At 70.1% G+C, this 398-nt stretch carries 1 pseudogene; it reads right to left on the bottom strand.

Annotated elements, in window-relative coordinates:
- Positions 1-398: pseudogene (locus M8J73_RS40680) on the bottom strand (serine hydroxymethyltransferase); the annotation flags it as partial.

The raw sequence follows: 398 nt of genomic DNA, 5'->3' as shown, positions 1-398 counted from the left end.
TAGGGGACGACGTTGAACTGCTTGCCGGAGAAGTTCAGGCGCATGCCGTGGGTGAGGTGGCCGCCGTGGGCGAGGTCCAGGCCGAGGATGGTGTCGCCGGGCTGGGCGAGGGCGAAGAGGGCGGCCTGGTTGGCGGAGGCGCCGGAGTGGGGCTGGACGTTGGCGTACTCGGCGCCGAAGAGGGCCTTGACGCGGTCGATGGCGATCTGTTCGGTGACGTCGACGTGCTCACAGCCGCCGTAGTAGCGGCGGCCGGGGTAGCCCTCGGCGTACTTGTTGGTGAGGACGGAGCCCTGGGCCTCGATGACGGCGAGCGGAGCGAAGTTCTCCGACGCGATCATCTCCAGGGTGGACTGCTGGCGGTGCAGCTCGGCGTCGACCGCGGCCGCGACCTCCGG

This window comes from Streptomyces neyagawaensis (assembly GCF_023516595.1).
GTDB classification, from domain to species: Bacteria; Actinomycetota; Actinomycetes; order Streptomycetales; family Streptomycetaceae; genus Streptomyces; species Streptomyces neyagawaensis.
The sequence above is the reverse complement of the archived record's forward strand: the minus strand, read 5'-3'. Positions and strand labels throughout refer to the sequence as shown.